The organism is Nocardia sp. NPDC020380 (assembly GCF_044386975.1).
In the GTDB taxonomy this organism is placed as follows: Bacteria; Actinomycetota; Actinomycetes; order Mycobacteriales; family Mycobacteriaceae; genus Nocardia.
The window spans coordinates 1-14,482 of sequence record NZ_JBIRVQ010000011.1 but is presented as its reverse complement, the minus strand read 5'-3'; the positions used below and the strand labels follow the sequence as shown (position 1 = coordinate 14,482).

The 14,482-nt window shown below is 64.4% G+C and carries 14 protein-coding genes and 1 pseudogene; 5 read left to right on the top strand and 10 right to left on the bottom strand.

What is annotated here, in order from left to right:
* The first annotated feature begins 292 nt into the window (after nucleotides 1–292).
* Together ACH438_RS29085 and ACH438_RS29080 are read left to right on the top strand one after the other, a co-directional pair.
* Nucleotides 293–964, top strand: coding sequence for a TetR/AcrR family transcriptional regulator (locus ACH438_RS29085; protein ID WP_397010852.1), 672 nt, complete (start codon nucleotides 293–295; stop codon nucleotides 962–964).
* A 32-nt stretch (nucleotides 965–996) separates the two neighbouring features.
* Nucleotides 997–1,407, top strand: a complete 411-nt coding sequence (locus ACH438_RS29080; protein WP_397010850.1) for an L-threonylcarbamoyladenylate synthase — start codon at nucleotides 997–999, stop codon at nucleotides 1,405–1,407.
* Here the strand turns inward: ACH438_RS29080 and ACH438_RS29075 are convergent.
* From ACH438_RS29075 to ACH438_RS29065, 3 genes and pseudogenes are all read right to left on the bottom strand, one after another.
* Nucleotides 1,346–1,729 (bottom strand): annotated as a pseudogene (locus ACH438_RS29075) (lipase family protein); the annotation flags it as partial. The gene ACH438_RS29080 and the pseudogene ACH438_RS29075 sit on opposite strands and share 62 nt — an antisense overlap.
* 406 nt (nucleotides 1,730–2,135) lie before the next feature.
* Nucleotides 2,136–2,546 carry a PIN domain-containing protein gene (locus ACH438_RS29070; RefSeq protein ID WP_397010848.1) on the bottom strand — a complete coding sequence of 137 codons (411 nt, stop codon included), beginning with the start codon at nucleotides 2,544–2,546 and terminating at the stop codon, nucleotides 2,136–2,138.
* Entirely contained in the window at nucleotides 2,543–2,761 is a 219-nt protein-coding gene (locus ACH438_RS29065; RefSeq protein WP_397010846.1) for a type II toxin-antitoxin system VapB family antitoxin, read from the bottom strand. The genes ACH438_RS29070 and ACH438_RS29065 overlap by 4 nt, the downstream gene beginning before the upstream one ends.
* A gap of 312 nt (nucleotides 2,762–3,073) precedes the next feature.
* Between ACH438_RS29065 and ACH438_RS29060 the strand changes: the two genes are divergently transcribed.
* Nucleotides 3,074–3,388 carry a hypothetical protein gene (locus ACH438_RS29060; RefSeq protein WP_397010844.1) on the top strand — a complete coding sequence of 105 codons (315 nt, stop codon included), beginning with the start codon at nucleotides 3,074–3,076 and terminating at the stop codon, nucleotides 3,386–3,388.
* A 915-nt stretch (nucleotides 3,389–4,303) separates the two neighbouring features.
* Here the strand turns inward: ACH438_RS29060 and ACH438_RS29055 are convergent.
* Entirely contained in the window at nucleotides 4,304–5,428 is a 1,125-nt protein-coding gene (locus ACH438_RS29055; protein WP_397010842.1) for a type I polyketide synthase, read from the bottom strand.
* On the opposite strand from ACH438_RS29055, the gene ACH438_RS29050 reads away from it, so the two are divergent.
* Entirely contained in the window at nucleotides 5,310–6,791 is a 1,482-nt protein-coding gene (locus ACH438_RS29050; protein WP_397010840.1) for an NAD(P)-binding domain-containing protein, read from the top strand. The genes ACH438_RS29055 and ACH438_RS29050 overlap by 119 nt on opposite strands.
* A 31-nt stretch (nucleotides 6,792–6,822) precedes the next feature.
* Entirely contained in the window at nucleotides 6,823–8,967 is a 2,145-nt protein-coding gene (locus ACH438_RS29045) for an MMPL family transporter (protein ID WP_397010838.1), read from the top strand.
* Here the strand turns inward: ACH438_RS29045 and ACH438_RS29040 are convergent.
* The 6 genes from ACH438_RS29040 to ACH438_RS29015 all read right to left on the bottom strand — a co-directional run bounded on the left by ACH438_RS29040 (nucleotide 8,933) and on the right by ACH438_RS29015 (nucleotide 14,149).
* The gene (locus tag ACH438_RS29040) at nucleotides 8,933–10,108 is read right to left on the bottom strand and encodes a MalY/PatB family protein (RefSeq protein ID WP_397010836.1); all 1,176 of its coding nucleotides are present in this window, start codon (nucleotides 10,106–10,108) and stop codon (nucleotides 8,933–8,935) included. The two genes, ACH438_RS29045 and ACH438_RS29040, sit on opposite strands and share 35 nt — an antisense overlap.
* 49 nt (nucleotides 10,109–10,157) lie before the next feature.
* Nucleotides 10,158–10,925: an alpha/beta fold hydrolase gene (locus tag ACH438_RS29035; protein ID WP_397010834.1), complete on the bottom strand. Its 768-nt coding sequence runs from the start codon at nucleotides 10,923–10,925 to the stop codon at nucleotides 10,158–10,160.
* Between the two features lie 736 nt (nucleotides 10,926–11,661).
* Nucleotides 11,662–12,870, bottom strand: a complete 1,209-nt coding sequence (locus ACH438_RS29030; protein ID WP_397011499.1) for an IS4 family transposase — start codon at nucleotides 12,868–12,870, stop codon at nucleotides 11,662–11,664.
* A 476-nt stretch (nucleotides 12,871–13,346) separates the two neighbouring features.
* Nucleotides 13,347–13,553, bottom strand: a complete 207-nt coding sequence (locus ACH438_RS29025; protein ID WP_397010832.1) for a hypothetical protein — start codon at nucleotides 13,551–13,553, stop codon at nucleotides 13,347–13,349.
* Between the two features lie 124 nt (nucleotides 13,554–13,677).
* Nucleotides 13,678–13,872 (bottom strand): hypothetical protein, encoded by a 195-nt coding sequence (locus ACH438_RS29020; RefSeq protein WP_397010830.1) that lies wholly within the window; start codon nucleotides 13,870–13,872, stop codon nucleotides 13,678–13,680.
* Nucleotides 13,873–13,879: 7 nt separating this feature from the next.
* Entirely contained in the window at nucleotides 13,880–14,149 is a 270-nt protein-coding gene (locus ACH438_RS29015) for a DUF4192 family protein (RefSeq protein ID WP_397010829.1), read from the bottom strand.
* Nucleotides 14,150–14,482: the final 333 nt, after the last annotated feature.

Below are 14,482 nucleotides of genomic sequence, written 5' to 3'. Positions count from 1 at the left end.
CGATATCGCGGGCGTCGGCTCCAGGCAGCCAGCCCCCCGTGGCTTGAGCGTTTCACTCAGATGCGAGAAGACCTTATTTTCCCCGAAAGGCTTCCTGGAATTTTCAACTGGGCCAACTGCTTTCCGAAACACAACACTTCGCTGGGTGGCCATGCCGATTCGAGCGACAGCAAAGGCGGTCGGACTCGACAGCGGTTGTATCGCAGATGGACTGCATTCTTCTCGGGCGCTTGACCGTTCGGTGATGGTCGCATGGTGTCGCGATATCTCGAGGGCAACGGCGGTACGGTGAGTGCCCGAGGAGGTGGTTGCGATGGTGGGTACTGCGGTGGTGCGGGCCAGGCAGGAGCGTCGGCGTGTGATCGTGGCGGCGGCGGCCGGGTTGTTCGCCGCCTGCGGCTATCGGGCGGCGAGTATGGAGGAGATCGCCTGCCGGGCCGGGATCAGCAAACCGGTGCTGTACAAGGCGTTTTCGAGCAAGCTCGAACTCTATCTGGCGGTGCTGCATGAAGCGGAGCAGGTGCTGGGTGAGACACTCACCTCCGCGCTGGCCCACGCCGAGGGCACGTCATCGATCGTGACGGCAACGGTCGCAGCGATTTTCGACTTCGCCGACATTCACGCGCGAAGCGCGGCCCTGCTGGCCGGTGCTGCCGTCGCCGAGGAGCCATCGGCCCAGCGCGCGGCCTATCGGGCGGCGACGGCCTGCACCGACGCGCTGTTGGATGCGTTGGTGCCGTATCCGCTGTCGCGGTCCGAGCAGGGTTGGCTGATCACGACGGAGGTCATCGCGATTGCGCAGGCGTGCGCGCGGGGCTGGGCGGTCACCGGCAAGCCGCTGCCCAAACATGAGGCGGTCGCTGTGACCGCCGGCCTGTGCTGGAGTGGACTCGCCGGTGTCCGGCTCGCAGCACCGAAACCCTCGATCCACACTGCGGGCCGAGTACCGACTTCCGAGTTGTAGCCAGTCGAGTCGCTGGTGATCGGCCGCCGAGCATGTCGCTGGGGCGGCGTGGGCCTCGAGTTCGAGCGCCCTCGCCGGTTTGTATGCTGGCCGGTCGTGGCGGATGCGAGTGCGGACCATCGAAGTCGAGGGCAGTGGTGTCGCGTCGTTTCGATTGTTCGCTGGATGCCGAGCGCGCGGCGGGGTTGCGTGCGGCGTGTGAGGCGGTCCGCCGGGGTGGTGTGGTGGCGCTGCCGACCGACACCGTCTACGGCGTCGGGGCGGATGCGTTCAACCCGGATGCCGTCGCCGGGGTGCTGCGGGCCAAGCGACGCGGCCGTGACAAGCCATCTCCGGTATTGATCGGTGCGCGTGCGGATCTGGCAGTTCGGCGTATTTCGCCAGCAGATCGGCTCCGCACACTCCGGCCACCTCGGTCAGCATCGCGTGCCCTTGATCGTTGAGCAGCACGTCGATGCCGGTGTTCGGATCGTTGTGGATCAGTGCTGCCACGATGAGCATCGTGAGTCCGGCTTTCGGGCCGCCATCGGCGGCGCGGGCGATGGCGGGGATATCGGCGGGAATGCCGCCGGCGACGACCCCGCGTACCGGGATGTCCGGCGTGTAGTCGGCGTGCAGTTGCGCCGCCCACAGGGCGGCGTACGCGCCGCCGGAGTATCCCCAGATACCGGTGGGGCTGTCGGCCAGCGCGGCCGGGGAAAACCCGCGGGCGGCACGGATTCCGTCCAGCAGTGCGCGCCCGGAGTTCACGCCGTCGAGAAATCGCGACTGGGGGCCCTAATAGTCCGCCACAGTCACCGCCCAACCACGTCGTAGGGCTGCTGCGAGAAACGGTGTGTCCAAGGTGGTTTGGCTGTCTGGTCGCGGCGCGAGGCTGAATGTGTGTGACGGCGCACAGGTGGTGGTCAGGCTGTCCTCGGCACTGGCGTAGGACAGCAGCGGCCGTGGGCCCGGACCCGGCCAGGGCAGGACGGGCCGTACGACCCGCGATACACCGCCCCGATGACGGTCCCGCGCTGATCGTTTCGGCAGCCTCGTACCGTGGATCCTAGAGCGTGAGAGATCGGTGCGGGCCTGTCGAAGTCGCTGCTTGCGAACGATCGCGGCAGGGGATCAGGCATCGTGACGTAGCTCGGGAGCCGAGGGGGTACCGGGGCTGATCTCTTTCGCCTCAGTCGATGTCGTGGATGTTGTGCTGGCGCAGTTCTGGCGCGTGACGTGCCACGGTGCGGAAGTCGTTGTCGTTGTGCAGCACGGTCAATCCGTGGTGTGCCGCGGTGGCGGCGATGATGAGATCGATGGCGGACGCGCTGCGGTGCTCGCCCGCGCGCGACATTCGGTACTGGGTTGCCGATACCCAGCGATCGGCGTTCCTCGGGACGGTGATGTCGGGGTACAGGTCGGCGAACATCTCGGTGATCTCGTCGTACTCGGTGCGGTCCCGGGCGCTGAAGAGGAATTCCGCGCGTTGGGGACAGCACGAGCCGATCGTCTCCGCGTCGATCGCATCGAACCATGCGTGCTGCAGCTTCTCGTCGGACAGCAGCCGGACCAGGGCTGAGGTATCGAGCAGGTATATCACCCCGATTTCTCCGCTTCATGCCTGCGCGTGGCGTCGTCGACAGCGCCCCAGTGCTGCGCTCGTTCGAAGTGCCGACTGATGCGCGCGGCGCGTTCTTGTTTCTCGGCGTAGAACCGTAGCGCGAGGTTGACCGCTTCCTTCTTGGTCTTGGCCTTGGATAGCGCCATCGCGCGTTCGAGAGCGTCGTCGTCGAGGTCGATCTGAGTGACGGTCATGGCGAGCCTCCGCTCATGTTGGCGATGTATATAGAAGTGTATGCCACCAACATGGGTTGACTGCTGGGTTCTTCCGGACGGGTGTTCTAGTGCACTTGAACACGCACGATCAGATACCGGTCGAAGAGCTGGAGATGCGTGTTCTAGTGGGTGAAGGGCGTACGGGGTGTGCAGGTCGCCAGCCGGTTGCTCCGGTGTGAAAAGCCTTGTCTCGCTGTCCGATTCGACCGCTCTCGGGTCCATCGGACTTTGTAGTGCGCGAGGCGGGACTCTGACACCTGAAACCTTCCTCCAGCAAGGCTGGAGGTGTTCATGTGGACGACGCCAGCCCTCGGATCCGCAGCTGGTCAAGGCAAGCAAGACAGACTCTCCAAGACCCAGATCTTGCTCGACTTACGGCTGCTCGAGTGCGTCGAACGGGATGGTCGCCTCAACCGGCTCATCGAGCAGCAACACCCGCCGATGAACTGTGTGGACCCGGTAGCGGCGACCGGACCAGTCGAGCCGGTACTCTTCAATTTCCTCGATCCGCTCTTCCTTCTGGTCCAGCCGGATGATCAGATAGCGCGGTATGCCCGCGATCGCGTATTGAATTCGCTTGTCGGTGATATCGACATCGATGGTTGACTCGACCGTCCACGATCTCGATGTCGCCGAGCCCGGCTGCCGCCCCGTCCGCGAACTCTTCGGCGGTCAGACGCAGTACCTCGGGCTTGTCGGGGGCGCTCATACCGGACATCATCGCAGGCCGAGTCGAAAGGAGCCACAGACACGACGCGGTCCGACCACCCGGCGCCGTGCCGGGTCTTCAAGCGATCGATCACATGGTGATAGTCGTCGGTGCCCGAGCCTATGGTGGTCTGTGTTGCGTGACAGCGGTGAGAGGACCGGTCGCGGCGGCAACGCCGGCAACACTGCCGCGATGATCTCCTGCCGCTGCACCCCGCTGCACCGTTGTCGGCACGAGTGCCGGAACAATGTCCAAAGGAACTGAAGCTGCGAAGAATTCATTCATTCCAGTCATCGTGACCCCGCGCACAGGTACGCGATCACGAGTTCGCCGACACTGGCCGAAACATAGTCGCGGCCGGCCCGGACACGCACTCCGGTGTCCATCCCCTTCGATACCGACCGCGTTCGCTCAACATTCGACCGCGCCGGGTGTTCAAACCCACTTGCACACCGACTGAACCAGTCGAACCCGCAGTCGCTCCGGATCCTGAACTCGCAGCGTGATTCGCCGCATAACACTGAATAGTCTTGCCGCGCAATCGAGTACAGAATGCGCCGCATTTCGCATGGAAATCAGGCCGGACAGAGTCGACTGATGCCCGTGCTGGGAAGTGCCTCTCGCCGACAACCGCTGCCGACGCAGAAACGGTGCAACTGCACCGCAGAGAGTGTCCGGAGGGGGAGACACCTGAAACCTTCCTCCACACCCTCACGGCCCCAGGTCTGCGCGCCGCAGGCGCGCAGACCACACATAACCCTCACCGGTGAATCCAGGATCAGCCGAGGCACGATACAGAATTCCGGCTCGACCTATCCGCCGTTGTCGTTCAACGCCATTCGCACCAACTCGTCCAGGTCCATCGTTGCAATAGCGGGTTCGCCTCCGACCACCGGTATTTCCGGGACCGGACGCGCCATGTCGAGGAGAATCTTCAGAATTCCTTCGTCCCGCAGCCGCTGTATGGGTATCGACATGAGCAGGCGGCGGACCTCGTCTTCCAGATCGGCCGAGCCGGGACGGGCCTCATTCCCGACGCAGAGCCGGCGTAACAGGTGATCAGCGAGCACGGCGGGGGTGGGGTAATCGAAGATCAGGGTGGGCGAAAGCTTCAGTCCGGTCACCGATTCGAGGCGATTGCGCAGTTCGACCGCCGTCAGCGAATCGAAACCTAGGTCTTGGAAAACCTTGTCGGCGGCGATATTCGACCGCCCCCGATACCCCAGGACAACCCCCGCTTGAGCGCACACCAGCTCCACCCCCAACTCCAGCTGCTCCTCGGGCGGCAAGCCGTGCAGCCGGCGCGCCAGCGCTGCAGTCGTACCGGTAGCGCCGGGGTCGGCGGCGCGCCGTCGGGGTCGGCGCGCCAGTTGAGCGAAAAGCACTGGAAGCAAGTCGCTTTCGGCTCGAAGGCGATCGTTGTCGAGGCGGGCAGCCACGACAGTGGAGTACCCGCCCAGCAGTGCGGTGTCGAAGAACTCCAGTGCCTGTGCGACTGAGAGCGGCGCCAGCCCGCTGCGACCGAACCGAGCCAGATCACGGCCGACCAGCCGTGCGCTCATGGCGCTGGGTTGCTCCCACAGCCCCCAGGCCAGCGACAGCCCCGCCAGCCCGGCGGCCCGCCGGTGCGCGGCCAACCCATCCAGATAGGTATTGGCCGCGGCGTAATTGCCCTGTCCGGGAAGGCCGATGACGCCGACCGCGGAGGAGAACATGGCAAACACCGGCACGTTCATCTCACGGGTCAATTCGTGCAGATTCCACGCCGCGTCTACCTTAGCCGGCAGCACCGTGTCGATGCGCTCGGCGGAGAGCGATGTGATCATCGCGTCGTCGACCACTCCGGCGGCGTGGATCACCGCGCGCAGCGGATATTCCGCGGGCAGCTGCGCCAGCACATGTGCCAGCGCCGCACGATCGGACACGTCACAGGCCACGACCCGGACCTGTGCGCCGGCCCGGGTCAGATCGGTCACCAATTCGGTGACATCGGGCCCGAGCAGTGCCCAGATGCAGCAATACCTGGAGAGCTATGTGGACCGGTTCTCCCTGCAACCGGCCATTCGGCTGGAAACCGAGGTTACCCACGCGACGCCCACCGACTCCCCCGGCTGGTCACTGACGGTGCGAAGTTCCGGTGCCAGCGAACAGCAGTTGCAGGTCGACCATCTGGTGGTGGCCAACGGTGTGTACAGCGACCCGGCGATGCCGGAGTTTCTGGGCGCCTACCGATTCCGTGATGCCGGATATCGGATCTGCCACGCCGTCGACGTGAACGACCTCGAGGCCGCGCGAGGCAAATCCGTGGTGATCGTCGGTTACGGCAAGACCGCCTGTGATATCGCGGCGGCGGTCAGCGAGGTCGCCGCCGAGACGACCGTTGTAGCGCGCCGGATCCTCTGGAAAATGCCCGCCAAGCTCGGCAATGTCATCGGTTTCGAGCAGCTCGAACTCTGCCGCCAAGGCGAGGCGGGTTTCGCATATCTGCAGCAGAAGCGGCTCGAACGGCTGCTCCACGGTCCCGGCCGGCCCGTACTCGCCGGGTCGTATGCGTTGATCCAGGCGATTGTCACCCGGCAACTCCGCTTACGCACCCTCGGCCTGCTCCCGGATGTCCCGTTCGAGATGATCGCGGAAAGCACCGAGGGGCTGGCGACCGAGGGGTTCTTCGACAAGGTCGCCGCCGGCTCGATCGCCGTGCTGCGCGACACCTCGATCATTCAACTCCTGCCGACTGGCGCGGCCGAACTCTCCAACGGCACCAAGATTCCCGCCGAACTGGTCATCTGCGCGACCGGCTATCGTCAGCGAATTCCGTTCATCGACCCGCAGATCCAGGCCCGGATCATCGATGAAAAAGGCAATTTCCGGCTCTATCGCAATATTCTTCCGCCCGGGGTTCCCGATTTGACATTCGCGGGCTATAACTCTTCCGGAATAAGTGTATTGGGCGCGGAGATCGGCGCGCTGTGGACCGCCGGGCTGCTGACCGGGCGGTTACAGCTGCCGCCCGCAGAGTACCAATATGCCGAAGCCGACCGCCGATTGGCGTGGATGGAGGCGAGGACGAATGGAAAACACGCACACGGCGGCAGTATCACACCCTTCTCGATCCATAATATCGATGAAATGTTGAACGATCTCGGCTCGAATCTCGGACCGCTGATGCGCGCGTGGCAGTGGGTCGCACCGCTCAATCCACGGTCATATCGCAAGGTCATGAACACTCCTCTTTCCAGATCCGCAGAAAGCACTGTGATCGACGATTCCCAGGGCGCAGTCACCCGGTCGCGGGTATGATCCCCTCAGGCCGGTCGGACTAGGAGGGCGCATGCGGACCTGGGCGAAGTTCGTCACGATTCGACCTCGGCTCGTCCTGGTCGGAACGCTATTGCTGATTTTGGTCAGCGGCGTTTGGGGGCTCGGCGTGGTCAACCGTCTCGACCTCGGTGGCTATGACGACCCCAACAGCGATTCCGCGCAAGTGGACAATTTCACCCAGAAAACGTTCGGCCGGCAAACACCGGACATTGTGGCCATCTATACCGCACCGCCAGGAAAGACACTCAACGACATCGGACCGCAGGTGCTCAATCGGCTACACCGGGTGAATCCCTCGCTACTCGCGACCCCGATTCAATCATATTGGACGTCCCCGTCGATCTCGCGAATTGCGATGACTTCCGCCGATCAGACCAAGGCCCTGGCGATCTTCACGTTGCGGGGCGATGACAACCAGATATTGAGCGCCTACCAAAAGCTTGTTCCCCTACTGACCGTACCTGGGACCAATACTCAATTCACCGGCTACAGCGCGGTCACCAACGCTTACAACAACGATTCGAAACACGACGTGGTGCTGGCGGAGGCCATCGCCATCCCGATTACGCTGGTGCTGCTGCTGGTAATTTTCGGCAGCCTGGTAGCGGCGGCGACGCCGATTGTGGTCGGCGGCCTCACCATCTTCGGGTCGCTCGGCCCCCTGTACCTGATCTCGATGGGCGTAGATATCAGCGCGTTCGCCCTCGATGTGGCATCCATTCTCGGTCTGGGGCTCGCGATCGACTACGGCCTGTTCATGGTCAGCCGATTCCGTGAGGAGCTGCGCACCGCGCCCACGCCGGCCGCGGCCGCGGCCCGCACCGTGTGCACCGCCGGCCGCACCATCGGCTATTCAGCGCTACTGATGACCTGCGCCTTCGCTGGGGCGCTAGTGGCTCCGATCGCGATGCTGCGCTCATTGGAATTCGGGGCCATGGCGGCCATCGATATCGCGGCCCTGCTGACACTGACCGCCGTGCCCGCCGCGCTAACCTTGCTGGGCGATCGAATCAACGCGCTACCCTGGCGGCGAGGCGCGGTCGAACGTGGGGCGGCCCGCGCGCTGCGGTTCTGGGCCGCGGTCGCCAAGCGAGTCACCGCCCGGCCGGCGATCACGACCGCCGGCATCGGTGCGCTGTTGCTGCTGATGTGTGTCCCGCTGTTCGGCCTGCAGGCCGGCGGGGTGGACGTCAGTGGCTTACCGAAGCAGAATCCCGTCCGAATAGCCCAGGCAACCGTCACCGCGGACTTTCCGAACGCAACCAATGGCGCCACGCTGCTCGTCCGCGGCACCGGCGATGCGCCGCCCGCGCCGGCGGCGCTCGATTCCGTCAGCGCCGCCGCGCAGCAGGTGCCCGGTGTGCGCGAGGTCGTGGAATTGCAGCACAAGGACGACCTGGTGCTGCTGCACGCCGTCCTGACCAGCGAAGACTTCTCCGCCGGTGCACGCAGCACGGTGACGGCGCTACGGAGAATTCCGGTGCCGGCGGGTGTCACGGTGCTCATCGGCGGGGAGAACGCGATCGGCCAGGACACCAACACGGCGATATTCCGCAGTTTCCCGACCATCATCTCGGTCATGCTGCTCGCGACGCTGGTAGTGATGTTGCTCGCCTTTCGCTCGATTGTGCTGCCGCTCAAGGCCGTCGTGCTGGCCGTGCTCAGCCTCGGCGCCACGTTCGGCCTGCTGATCTGGATATTTCAGGACAACCACGGCGCCGGGTTGCTCGGCGCCGATCCCGGACCCTTACCGTTCCCCGCTCTCATCGCGATCGCGGGTGCGGTCTTCGGCCTGTCCACCGACTACGAGGTTTTCCTGATGTCGCGGATCGTGGAGGCGCACCGCGACGGCGCCACCACCCGCGAGGCGGTCGTGACCGGAGTCTCGCGCACCGGCCGCATCATTACCTCCGCTGCGACCCTGCTGATCATCGTCACCGGCATGACCGCCCTCTCCGGCGTAAAGCTGATCAAGGTCGGCGGCTTCGGAATGGCGGCGGCGATTTTCATCGACGCCACGATCGTCCGCATGCTGCTGGTCCCGGCGCTCATCACGCTCATGGGGGCTGCCAACTGGTGGTTACCGAAGCTGCGCCCTCCGCGGTACCGCCCGGTCGAAATCACGCCGGCAGCGCCGAAGCGATCGCCTCGATAGCCCGGTCGAGAATCGGGCGGCTAGTCGCGAAATTCATCCTGGCGAATCCAGACCCGACCGCAGCGCCGAAGGGAATACCGGAGCTCAGCGCCACCCGGGCCTTCGAAAGCAGATACTCCGACGGTTCCGCCGGCAGCTTCAGTGCCCGGAAGTCGATCCACGACAGGTAGGTGGCCTGCGGCGTGTTCACAGTGACCCCCGGAGCCAGTTCGGGCAGCGTGCTGGCCAAATGGTCGCGATTGGACCGCAAATGGATCAGCAATTCGTCCAACCATTCGGCACCATCGGTGTAGGCGGCGATATTGGCGCGGATGCCGACAGTCGAGGCGCCCGTCACATGCAACATGTCGATGCGGTCCCATTCTCTTGCATCGCGAGGATTGGACAGGATCACCTGAGCGCATTTTAGACCGGGCAAATTCCAGGCCTTGGAAGCCGACATAAGCGTGACCACTCTTTCGGCGGCCATCGGCGATACCGAAGCGACCGCGACATGCGGGCAGTTATAGACCAGCGGTCCGTGCACTTCGTCGGCGATAATGCGGGCGTCGTGAGTGGCCGCTATTTCCACGATCCGATGCAACTCCTCCGAAGTATATGCGGTTCCTACCGGATTGGCGGGATTACATAGAATAAGCGACCCGGCGCCTGCTCCGAAGGCATCGTCGAGAGCTTCCAGGTCGATGGTATAGCGGCCCGATTGCTGCTGTATCATCGGAATTTCTATTCGTTGCCTGCCGGTTATCCGCATCAGGTCGAAGAAGTGCATATACGCGGGCACCGGCAACGCCACCGGGCTCTCTGGGCGAGTGAGGAAGGCGATAGCTAACCCCATCCCCTTCAGCACATCCGGAATATCGCGAACCCAACTCGGATCGACCTGCCATCGATAACGTCGGCGGCACCAGTCCGCCGTCGCCCTCGCGAGCCTCTCGTCACCGTGCGCCGGATAACCGAACTCCTCGTTCACGATGCATTCCCGCACTGCGGCGGAGATTGCCGGAGCCGCTGCGAAGTCCATTTCTGCCACCCAGAGCGGCAAGACGTCCGGCTCGAAATAACTCCATTTTGCCGACCTGCGCTGACGCAGCTGCTCCTCGGTCAACATATTGAATACACGAGATGATGTCGGTGACCGCATAGGGGGAGCATACTGAATCATATTCCGACGGCCCAGTGTCGAAAAAGAATCATGGCGCCAGATCTCTGATTATCTCGTCGGCCACCACCAACGGAAGCAAGTGGCCGGCTCCCGCCACCATATGGAGTGTGCTACCGGGCAGCGCCGCTGCGAGCCTGCGGGCATGACTGGTCGGCACCCAGGAATCCTGCTCTCCCTGCCATATCGATACCGGTTGCACGATATTGTCGAGCCCGAAACCCCATGGCCCATAATATCGACGGTACTCCCCGATCATCCCGCGCGGTCCGTAACGGACGGCTTCTCGAAATGCAGTCGGCAGCGGCGTCGAGGTCGATGCGAGCACCGTCACATCCCGGCGCCCCGCCGCACGCCTCAGTTGCCGTTCCAGTTCATCGTCGGATGCGCGTCGCGCCCAGCGCAGCGCGGCCGATGCCAGCCACGGTGTCCAGCGCGCGGTGAGGATCAGGAGGACATCAATCCACGAGCCCAACTCTCGCACCTGCCGGATCCGCACGAGGGGTGCGATACCCCCAACAACGGCCACCGCGCGCACGCGCCGCGGCATGGCGGCGGCACAGGCCAGCGCGTACGGACCGCCGCCCGACCACCCTGCGACCGCGAAGGCGCCGATGCCGAGTCGGTCGGTGACCTGCGCCACCGTATCCGACCACTGCGCGATCGATGACATGGGCCAGCTCTCGCCCCGCCCGATACCGGGCCGGTCGATGGCGATCAGCGCCGCACCGTGCCGCACGGCCGCGACGTTCAGGACCGCGGCGTCCAGACCGCACGAGAGTCCGCCGTGGTTCCACACCAGTGGCCATCCGTCCGCGGTCCCGAACCGCCACACGCCAACCCGGTGCCCGTCGACCAGGACATCAGAACGCGAAGCGCAATGCCAACCGGACACGTTGATCGATTATCCGTAATGCTCAAGTTGGCGCCATCGCGACCAGGCTTCCACCGAAGTCATAGTCAAACCCTCCAGGAATCCCTGACCAGACGAACAGCTAATCTTCTTGACATCGTTACCCGTCGTTCCGAGCGCCAAGGTCACCTACGGTAACCAGGTATTTCACCATCCACAGTAGACTGCGTACTCGTATGTCGATCAACATCATTGAAACACTTTGCATGCCAATGATTTTGGTAAGCCAACTACCAGCAGACACCCACCGGAGTCCGGTTTGGTGCCGGTGGGGGATCGGGCCAGTGGCCTGTCCCAATGAATGAGACCGGTTCCGTCATCGGGGACCGGTCAGTCGGCGCTAACCTAGCGCTAACCTCAATACCAGTGACTTAAGGGTGAGTGGTGGCTGGGGTTCTTCTGGGTATGAGGGTTCTTCGGTGCTGTGCGTGAGGGTGGTGCGAGGGCGATGGATTCTTGCGGGTTCTGTTGTCGCTGAACAGGTTTGCGGTGCTCGGCGCGTTTGACGCCGAAGTTCGACATCTTGCGATTGACTACTCGTGGGTTGGTGCGGCCGGTTCGGGGTGGCAGCAAGTGGGTGGCAATCTCGGCTTTTCCGGCGGTGAACGCTCGCGCGAGGCGGTCAGGGGGAAAAACCCGCCTGCGCGGTCACCTGCCGGCGCGCGAGGCGGATGCTGCGGGTGAACGATAGCCGGTCGGTGTCGATGCGGGCGTGGCCGGCGGTGTCGTGCATGAGAGTGCGGATGGCGTAGTGGACCAGCAGATGGGCCCAGACTTCCTGCTCGACACCTTCCGGGGAACGCGAGCGCAGCACCTGCGCGGGGCCGCGCTGGTGGGTTTTCAGCTCGTCGAAGGCGTTTTCGATCTCCCAACGCTCGTGATACAGCGCGGCCAACTCGACCGCTGGCGCCTGTTCGGGATCCAGGATCGTGGTGAGCAACCGGATCGGGGCGTCGGAGTCGGGATATCCCGCACCGGTGAGGGTGTATTCGATCACCCGCACCCTGGTCGGGTCAGCACGTTTGCGGTGATCGGCGCCCTTGACGATGTCGGACAGATATGACCCGTCGGACAGCTCTTGCACTACCGGCAGAATCAGGTGGGAACGTATGCGCCACAACAGATCCGCGCCTGCGGCATACGCTTCCCGCCACAGCTGCACTCCGCTGAATCCCCGGTCGGCCAGCAAGAGGTCGCCGACACCCGTGTGCCCGAACAGCTCGCGGGCCAGCACATGTTCGGACGTGGTGCACGGCCCCAATGCCGCTGCGGTGATGGCGTGCGTGCCGCACTCGGCCAACCCCACGATCCGCACCTGCGGATAGGCACAGCGCTCGGTCCGGTGAGTGGCTGGGCGCCCGAAATACGCTGCGTTGTCCTCACTGTCGGGAATATCAAAGACCGTGCCGTCCACCGCGATCAACCGCCACCGCCGATACCGTGCACCCACCGTCGATTCCGTCGCCAACGGGCGCGCAACCTCGGCGAACAGAGCCTTCATCGGTGCAGCACCCAACTTCACCCGCGCCCGCGAGATCGCCGCGGTGCTCGGCACCTGCCACTCCCCGGACCACCGCCGTGCCCACGCCAGACCCTGGGTCAACAGCCGTGCAACCTCCTCATAACCCTGACCGGAGAACAAACACATCGCCAGCACGAAATACACCACCACCCGTGGCGGAAGCAACCGAGTCCGCTGCCCGCCCCGACCGCACTCGGCGACCACCCGATCCACCAACTCCGGCGGAAACGTCCTCGTCAGCAGTCCGATCGCGATGCGATCGGACAACCGCTCCTCGGACTCCAGCTTGACCTGCCCCGGCCGCGGCATCCACACACCTCCAGCCACAGACACTACCAGGCAAACCCTTAAGTCACCGGTATTGGCGCTAACCTCGATCTTTCGCCGGGCCTGCGGCCCGGCGTGATCGGGTTCGGATTGGGGTTTTCGGATCGTATTCGGGCAGGTGGGTGTGGTCGACCGGCCCGGGTCAGCGGGCCGGCTGCCGGGTTCCACGGGCCCGGTGTTTCCTTTCGATAGCCATACGGGTGGTTGGTGCTGGTCAGGGCACTGCCAGCCGGGAGAAAGCTGTGAGGGTGAGGCTGGTCCAGGGGGTGTGGGCCGATAGACGCAAGTGGGATCGGTGTCTGCGTGATGGCGATTGCGGTGGACATGGGGCGGATCCTCTCGAGATGACAACGGGCGGGCATCGGCGTCGCTGGATGCCGGTGCCCGCCCGTGGCGGATACTGTGTGAGTCGAAAGAGCCTGAGTGACAGCGGTTATCGCTGCCGGGTGTGCGGTGGTTCAGGTGCGGTTGCGGGTGGTGAGGTTGAGCGGGTGCAGGGCCCAGATTCCCGCATCGTCGGGGGCGAAGGTCCAGTACTTGCCGTTCCATCCGGCGCCGTCGGCACGCCAGGCCGTGATGGTGTGCTCGCTCAGATGCGAGACCGGGCCCGCAGTCCCGAAGTGGTGAGCCTGCTCGTACTCCTCACGCGTGAACGTGTCGATCATCGAAATCAACCTCCTGTAGAGACGGGAAAGGGCGGGACACCGGTGGGTGTCACGCCCGAATGCGGAAGTGCATGGAGGTGGGGTTGCCGGAATGGATTGGTGAATTGGCTTGTGGGGGTGCGGGTCAGACGAGGGTCATGGCGTGCACGGCGAGACCGTCGAGGGTGTTGGCGCGGTCGGGATCGGCGACGGTCTGTGAGTAGCTGGTGACCGCATTGGCGACTCCGGCCGCCGTGAGCTGACCGCCCGCGATGAAGTGCGACAGGATCCCGCCGCGTTCGGTCTCACTGAATCCCAGACGTTTGGCCAGGACTTCCATCGTGCGTTCAGGCTGGGTGACCGGAGCACCGGCGGCGTGACAGACGGGCCATGAGGGTGGATGCTTCGGTGTCCGTGCGATCGCCGGGGCGCGGCAAGTCCAGTCGGGACACCACGCCGATCTGAGGCGAAGTCGGCTGCGAGGACCGAGTGAGCGCGGCGACGATCAACGACCGGTAGGGGACGAACGCGATCATCGCGGGCAGCGCCGCGATCAGGTCGCCGATGTTGTCGAGGGTGAGACCAGTCGAAGCAGGAAGATCGAACTCGTCAGGCATGAGCGAAGCTCCTTCGAAGCGAAGAAAGCCCCACGGACACAGCGCAAACCAGAACAATTCTGTCGACGCCGTGCCCTCGGGGCGGTGGGCGCATCGCGTAGACACCGGCGGCGGGAGAGGGCGGTCAAGCCGAGAAACCGACGGTCCCGGCCACCCGTGGCTTCGGTTCGCAGCAGGTTCGCGGCAGCCGCGGCTTGACCGCCCGCGCCGCCGGTGTAGCGTGCGCCCGCCCACCGCCCTGGACCACCCCGGGTTTGAGGGAGACCGTTGGATCTGGAGAGGATCGACGGTATGGCAGGCAATCGGAGATACCCGGCGGAGCTGCGGGAACGG

Bases quoted from the DNA above. Each gene is read 5' to 3' on its own strand.
- ACH438_RS29080 (WP_397010850.1), top strand. From the start codon at position 997: ATGTCGCTGGGGCGGCGTGGGCCTCGAGTTCGAGCGCCCTCGCCGGTT.
- ACH438_RS29065 (WP_397010846.1), bottom strand. From the start codon at position 2,761: ATGACCGTCACTCAGATCGACCTCGACGACGACGCTCTCGAACGCGCG.
- ACH438_RS29060 (WP_397010844.1), top strand. From the start codon at position 3,074: ATGTGGACGACGCCAGCCCTCGGATCCGCAGCTGGTCAAGGCAAGCAA.
- ACH438_RS29045 (WP_397010838.1), top strand. From the start codon at position 6,823: ATGCGGACCTGGGCGAAGTTCGTCACGATTCGACCTCGGCTCGTCCTG.
- ACH438_RS29040 (WP_397010836.1), bottom strand. From the start codon at position 10,108: ATGCGGTCACCGACATCATCTCGTGTATTCAATATGTTGACCGAGGAG.
- ACH438_RS29030 (WP_397011499.1), bottom strand. From the start codon at position 12,870: ATGCCGCGGCCGGGGCAGGTCAAGCTGGAGTCCGAGGAGCGGTTGTCC.
- ACH438_RS29025 (WP_397010832.1), bottom strand. From the start codon at position 13,553: ATGATCGACACGTTCACGCGTGAGGAGTACGAGCAGGCTCACCACTTC.
- ACH438_RS29020 (WP_397010830.1), bottom strand. From the start codon at position 13,872: ATGGAAGTCCTGGCCAAACGTCTGGGATTCAGTGAGACCGAACGCGGC.
- ACH438_RS29015 (WP_397010829.1), bottom strand. From the start codon at position 14,149: ATGCCTGACGAGTTCGATCTTCCTGCTTCGACTGGTCTCACCCTCGAC.